We start from the raw sequence: 5,593 nt of genomic DNA, 5'->3' as shown, positions 1-5,593 counted from the left end.
ATACATTTCATAGTAAGGTGAATTAACATTCCCATTCATATTATTTGTATCATACTTTCTGTCTTTAATTTTATTCAAAAACTTATCTAAAAACTCTCCTTTTTGTATAGTTTCACTTGGAAACATAGAACTATTAAATTCACCAATATCATTAATAGCACCTTTGATATCTTCTATACTTACATATAAAATATACTTATCATGATTAAGCACATCCAATACTTCATCAACTTTTCCAATAATTTTTTCTCTTTTTCTCAAAGAAGCCAATGCCTTCCTTAAATCTAAAAGTAAATCAATTCTTTTTAAATATATTTCATTCAAAGCTATTGGTTCTATTTTTTTCTCTAAAGATTTAAATGCAGTCAATATATAATTAAAATTTTCAACTATTTTAATTCCAATATCTTCAGATAGATTATAAACATACACACCATCTTCATCTTTTCTTACATTTAATAGATCAACATTTAGGTTCAAAAATTCTTTTGCAGTTCTAATTTTCTTTATGACATACTCTTCATAATCATAAAAAGCACTGTTATTTTTTAATTTAGATTTCAATTCCTGAACTAATAAATCAATTTTTTCTACTATTTCCACGTAATTAATATTTGGAGATATTCTATTCAAAGATAGTAAGAAATCTTGAAATCCTTCTTCAAATAATTCAACTTCAGAAATTAGTTCATCATTACTAATAGTAATCTTTTTCATCGATAATGCCTCTATGCATACAGTAATTCTGCCCCCATGCATCGTTCCAACATGACCCGATCCATTTGCTCGTAATAAGCCAAACCATTGTACCAAAAGGGAAAAATTACTCTACTCAAATCCATAAAAAAAGCCCTCCATTGGAGAGCTTTAAATTTTTTTGACCTGATATTACGGTGGTGTTGTTGAACCACCTTTCGCTTTCACCAACTCAGCACTTGCCTTAATCAACTCTGTACCAGCAGTAAGTTGATCTTTCATCAAGTCACCAACTTTATCATTCTGAGTCTGATCAAGCTCTTTTCCAAAGTACTTCAATGCCAACTCTTTAATTAACTCGTGCTTATCTTCATCTTTCAAAGATCGGACATGAATTGGAAATGCGTTAATTTCTACATGTGTCTGATATGCTTGCTCTTTTAATTTTTTTGCATGTGCCGATCTTCTTAAAAATAAAGTACCGAAAGTTAAAGTGACTGTAGCTATCAGAACCTTAGTCGTAATAAACATGACCCAAAAATTTCTCTCAGTTTTATAGTCACTGAACTGTGGGGCATTACTAATTTCGGTAGTTGTATATAAAGTAAAAAATACAGCAGCAATAATCGTCACAAAAAAGAAGAAATTATTAACAAAATATTCACCATGATATTTTTTATGCAGGTCTAAATATATTTTATTTGTTTCTCTTTGCTCTAGTGCTAATTGAAGAGCATCAAAATCTTTAACTTTTTCTTTTACTTCTTCTATTTTTGGTTTTAATTCATTATTAATGATTGTATTTGCATTCTTTAGCGCAATAACACCGATCTCAATACCCCTAAATGAATCTAGAAAACTTCTTATCTCTTCGAGTATCGTGGAAATCTCATAAGGAGTATAGGCACTTAGTTGAAGAACAGAGCTGTGCAATGAACTCACATTATTATTTAAAATGTTAAGAAACTCTTTATCATTAAAGAGTTGATAATTTTCAAGTAATAATTCAATACAATCATCTATTTTATTATATGCAAATGCATTTATTTTTTTAAAATTTTGATCATGCTTAAGGCTCTCATCTGTCCCATTGGTAATATCATCCACATATTGAGTTAACAAATCCCTAGTCTCATTCAGTACTTGATATATTTTCATAAATTTAGCTGAAACATTTTTCATTACCACTGTATTTGCCCCTGATTTTATTTCCGCCCCCATGCATCGTATCAACATGACCCGATCCATTAGCTCAAAATGAGCCAAAGCATTGTATCAAAAAGAACTTTTCTTCTATATATAAATAGAATAAAGAATAGAGTTATAAAAGAATGATCAAAGTTAAAAACAGTTGACTAAAAAAATATTTAAATTATATTGTCCATATCACAGCAAAATCTGTGAGCAGATGTGGAAGTCTGTTATATCATCACAAGGCGCAAATCAAAGTCGCTTATGCGGCATTTTTTTTGCCTGACTGTTTAAGTCTGTCCGTAATGGTAGGCTAGGCAGGGCAGCTTCGTGCTGGCCGTAACCTTGTGAACGGTACTTCCACCCCTGCTTAGTCTGCCACCATTCTGTGGAAGGAATGTTGGTGGGTTTAATACTTACTCACAAGGACTTAAACATGAACACTTCTTCAAAAAGTGTGCATCCTGTTCGCACACGTCTACACCCTGAATTTATCGGTCCAGTTCACCCACGTGAAGTTCTTCAGCACGTTTTAACAAATCAAACCGCCCAACAAAAATATCCTGCTCCACACTCATTCAAATTATTTGTACACCCTGCCGTTGTCGCATTATTACTGCTGATTATCCTTGGAGTTGCCTTCCTTGCAGGAGGTAGCCACTAATGATCCACATCTACACAGAATTAGGCCATGAAAAGCTATGTCCATTGTGCGGTGAATACTACCCATTGGATGAAGATTTCTTTTATAAAAATGGCTTTAAACGTGGCGTTCAACAATGGACTGGCCGTTGTAAGGCTTGCTACATCGAAACTTACAGAGGGGATAGATAATGAAAAATATCCTCCTTCAAAACCAAGAATATCCCCTCATTGCATCACCTCAGCTCGCTAAAGAGCTGGGGACTGCAGCTGCTACGTTCTTGCAGAAATTGCACTTCCTCATCAGTGAAACACGCAAGTACAAGCAGAAGAAAAACCTCACTGTTTACCAAAACCGTAAATGGTGGTTTCATACCTTTGAAGAATGGCAGTCGACACTCGGCTTATTCAGTGTTTCGACCATCAAAAGAGCTGTGGCCAAACTTAAGGAACTCGGCTTAATCGAGATCAATAAGCTCTCAAAAATTAAGTCTATGCGTGTGAATTACTACACCATCAACTATAAAAAATTAAAGCAACTCTTTGGCATTGGCACGTCACAGCCAACAAAAAAAGATCCTGGTACTCCATCCCCTGTTGAGCCAATCAAAGGCAACGATGCGCCTATTCATCCCGTTGCAACAAAAGAAGATTTATCAGTCTTCCATAGCGACTATCGTTCACTATACCTACAGCTTCGCCAGTACAAACTAGATATTGCCCATGACGATCCACGGCTGCACCAGTGGCTCAACACCGCCCGAAAAGTCATTACCTACACTGCTTCAGCACCAACACGGCTCAACATCAACAGATGGCAATGGCACACGCCTGAACAAATATTACCAACCGAATTTTTACGAGGGACTGATTATGGGTATTGAAAAGCACGTTATGCGCCTACAAGAGCCAAGCACGAAGAAGCGTAAGTTCTTCATCAGTTCTAAGCATTTGTATCGCTTACTCGACACGGACGTGTCATATAAAACTTTCGTTGAAACTAACATTACCTGGTCTCGCCTGCGTGAAAACACCGACTACCATTTCAATGAACAGCATGAGACCTACAACCTTTCTATCTGTGCTGTTCAGGCAATTTTGATATTAGAAAATACAGAAAAAAGCTGGCGATTCTTCAATGAACTGTCCGACCTGATAAACAACGGTTTTAACCGTTAAGAGGGGTAATATCATGGATATTCAAACAAGATTATCATTATTAGATCAGCACTTATCTTTACTCATTGAGTCTACGGAAAGCTGTGACTCTTTAACTGGAGAGTCGGTGGCTGCGACATTATTTATTATTCAGGAACAGGTGCGACAGATTCAAAAAGCTGTAGATAAAGAATGAAAAAAGCCCTCTTAGGAGGGCTTACCATTTCTATCTAATAGGATGATAGTTCTAGGTTTTTCTATTGCTTTATATTTCTCACTTGCTGCATTTAATTCTTTGATGAAATCATCTGCGTCTTTAAGCCGATCCTCTAAAACTAAAAATAAAAATGCTAGTGCAATAAAAGCACACCCAATAAAAAAAAGTGAAATATTAACAACTATCTGAATGTTACTTAGAGTATTTATTGCTAGAAAAAACACAGACCCTATTAAAGCAAAAATAAAATATCCCGCTATAAAAAAATAACGCCTAATGGTGGGGTTTAGGAATAGAAAAGGCTTAATAGTTAAATCTCTTGATATATTCAAATTTTGCCCTTTTTTATAATAGATATATTGAATACCGTAATCAAATAAGAAAATCATCCTATCAAAATTAACTAAATAATTTTGATGAAGCTCTATCAGTTTATTGACCAAGTTATGGTCTACATTTGGGCTTTTCGCTAGATCCTGTGCTGCTCTATCTAAAACAAGCTGATTCGTCTGCCCTCTTTCATAGTACTTTTCAAAATATTGAATACTTGAAGCAAGCCTGTCAGAAATCTTCTTATGCTTCAGACTCGTTATTTCATGCCTCTTTAGAAATAAAGTTATAATCGCCACCAATGCCCCAACTATAGGTGCAACGAGTTTCCAATCTATATCCATAACTTTTATTCTTTTACTAATACACTTGGGATAACAGGCATTCCGCACCATTCAGCAATGCTGTTATATCGTCTGCCTAAATTCTTAATTAGACCCAGAGCTTCACCACTTTTCATTGCCAAATTATTTGCTTCTGTACCAACTTCGTTTGCATCTTTTAAAAATTTAGCTAATTTTTTCATACCATTAGAGTCTTTAACTTCTTCAGGTTGATCAGCATTTCTATTAACTTCTAATGCGTTCTGAATTGTAGCAAGTCTATTCTTCAAAGCATCATTATCCGCAAGATCAATTAAATCTTCTAGCTCATCATTAGATTTAGAGAACTCAGCCTTGTGATTGATAATGGTGGACTGCGAATTATGTTGCTGATTAGTAATATATATCTGTGAACTTGGGCGAACTAATGCCTGACTAATAACATTTTTTAAATACTCTTTATCTTTTTCAAGTTCATTAATTCTATGTTCTTTCATTGCAACAAGCTGGTGTTGAAACTTTAATTCTGTTTCAAATGTTCCTAGTTTTGTTTTTAATTCAGCAATATCTAAATAATTATCATAAAACTCTTCGGGCTTTATATCCTGATGAATAACAAGACCAAATTCGTCAAATGCGCGTTCAATGATTTCCTTATCCCCATTTTCAGATTCAACGACTAAACGTACAGTATTATCATCCTGTTCAATACGAACTTTTGCATTTTGCTCAGGATATTTTTTACGCATTACTGTTCCAAAATAACTCAATATCCCGAGGCCTGCTTGATAATGCTCTGGCTTAAATTCTATTGAGCGCTCTACTTTAGCTTTTTTTGAATCAATTTCTATTAATTCAATTTCTTGATCTAGATCATCAATTCCAAAAATTAGAAATCTTTGATTGAAGGTATCAGGAAGTAAATCTATTAAGTCTTCATGGGCATTTTCAAATGTAATTGCAACACGTTCTGCAAGAATTTTCGTTGTTCTTAACCCATTCTCTATTGCTCTACTTGTAAGGGTAACTAATATAG

9 protein-coding genes are annotated in these 5,593 nt (G+C 34.5%); 5 read left to right on the top strand and 4 right to left on the bottom strand.

Translation table 11 applies throughout. The features are described 5' to 3' along the window. The coding region (locus tag GBI16_RS17445; protein WP_151707558.1) for a hypothetical protein at window positions 1-717 on the bottom strand (717 nt) is incomplete at its 3' end. A 171-nt stretch (window positions 718-888) separates the two neighbouring features. Beyond that, window positions 889-1,917: a hypothetical protein gene (locus GBI16_RS17440; protein ID WP_151707557.1), complete on the bottom strand. Its 1,029-nt coding sequence runs from the start codon at window positions 1,915-1,917 to the stop codon at window positions 889-891. A 406-nt stretch (window positions 1,918-2,323) separates the two neighbouring features. Between GBI16_RS17440 and GBI16_RS17435 the strand changes: the two genes are divergently transcribed. The 5 genes from GBI16_RS17435 to GBI16_RS18740 are packed head-to-tail and all read left to right on the top strand — an operon-like array spanning window position 2,324 to window position 3,883. Further along, complete coding sequence (locus tag GBI16_RS17435; RefSeq protein ID WP_151707556.1) at window positions 2,324-2,551, top strand: hypothetical protein; 228 nt, start codon at window positions 2,324-2,326, stop codon at window positions 2,549-2,551. Beyond that, window positions 2,551-2,721, top strand: coding sequence for a hypothetical protein (locus tag GBI16_RS18745; RefSeq protein ID WP_171494585.1), 171 nt, complete (start codon window positions 2,551-2,553; stop codon window positions 2,719-2,721). Before GBI16_RS17435 ends, GBI16_RS18745 begins: the two co-directional genes overlap by 1 nt. After that, the gene (locus tag GBI16_RS17430) at window positions 2,721-3,413 is read left to right on the top strand and encodes a hypothetical protein (protein WP_151707555.1); all 693 of its coding nucleotides are present in this window, start codon (window positions 2,721-2,723) and stop codon (window positions 3,411-3,413) included. The genes GBI16_RS18745 and GBI16_RS17430 overlap by 1 nt, the downstream gene beginning before the upstream one ends. After that, the gene (locus GBI16_RS17425; RefSeq protein WP_151707554.1) at window positions 3,403-3,708 is read left to right on the top strand and encodes a hypothetical protein; all 306 of its coding nucleotides are present in this window, start codon (window positions 3,403-3,405) and stop codon (window positions 3,706-3,708) included. Before GBI16_RS17430 ends, GBI16_RS17425 begins: the two co-directional genes overlap by 11 nt. A 13-nt stretch (window positions 3,709-3,721) precedes the next feature. Beyond that, window positions 3,722-3,883: a hypothetical protein gene (locus GBI16_RS18740; protein WP_171494584.1), complete on the top strand. Its 162-nt coding sequence runs from the start codon at window positions 3,722-3,724 to the stop codon at window positions 3,881-3,883. An 11-nt stretch (window positions 3,884-3,894) separates the two neighbouring features. On the opposite strand, the gene GBI16_RS17420 is transcribed toward GBI16_RS18740, so the two are convergent. Continuing rightward, window positions 3,895-4,578 (bottom strand): hypothetical protein, encoded by a 684-nt coding sequence (locus GBI16_RS17420; protein ID WP_151707553.1) that lies wholly within the window; start codon window positions 4,576-4,578, stop codon window positions 3,895-3,897. A gap of 5 nt (window positions 4,579-4,583) precedes the next feature. Next, window positions 4,584-5,593 (bottom strand): hypothetical protein (locus GBI16_RS18735; protein ID WP_171494583.1); only part of this gene is annotated, 1,010 nt, incomplete at its 5' end.

The sequence above is a fragment of the Acinetobacter sp. TUM15064 genome, from assembly GCF_008980265.1.
Lineage (GTDB): Bacteria > Pseudomonadota > Gammaproteobacteria > Pseudomonadales > Moraxellaceae > Acinetobacter.
This window is presented reverse-complemented; position numbering and strand designations above follow the sequence as displayed.

What these genes read in the sequence shown, in the direction of transcription:
- GBI16_RS17425 (WP_151707554.1), top strand. Translation starts at nt 3,403, where the DNA reads ATGGGTATTGAAAAGCACGTTATGCGCCTACAAGAGCCAAGCACGAAG.
- GBI16_RS17430 (WP_151707555.1), top strand. Translation starts at nt 2,721, where the DNA reads ATGAAAAATATCCTCCTTCAAAACCAAGAATATCCCCTCATTGCATCA.
- GBI16_RS17435 (WP_151707556.1), top strand. Translation starts at nt 2,324, where the DNA reads ATGAACACTTCTTCAAAAAGTGTGCATCCTGTTCGCACACGTCTACAC.
- GBI16_RS17440 (WP_151707557.1), bottom strand. Translation starts at nt 1,917, where the DNA reads ATGGGGGCGGAAATAAAATCAGGGGCAAATACAGTGGTAATGAAAAAT.
- GBI16_RS17420 (WP_151707553.1), bottom strand. Translation starts at nt 4,578, where the DNA reads ATGGATATAGATTGGAAACTCGTTGCACCTATAGTTGGGGCATTGGTG.
- GBI16_RS18740 (WP_171494584.1), top strand. Translation starts at nt 3,722, where the DNA reads ATGGATATTCAAACAAGATTATCATTATTAGATCAGCACTTATCTTTA.
- GBI16_RS18745 (WP_171494585.1), top strand. Translation starts at nt 2,551, where the DNA reads ATGATCCACATCTACACAGAATTAGGCCATGAAAAGCTATGTCCATTG.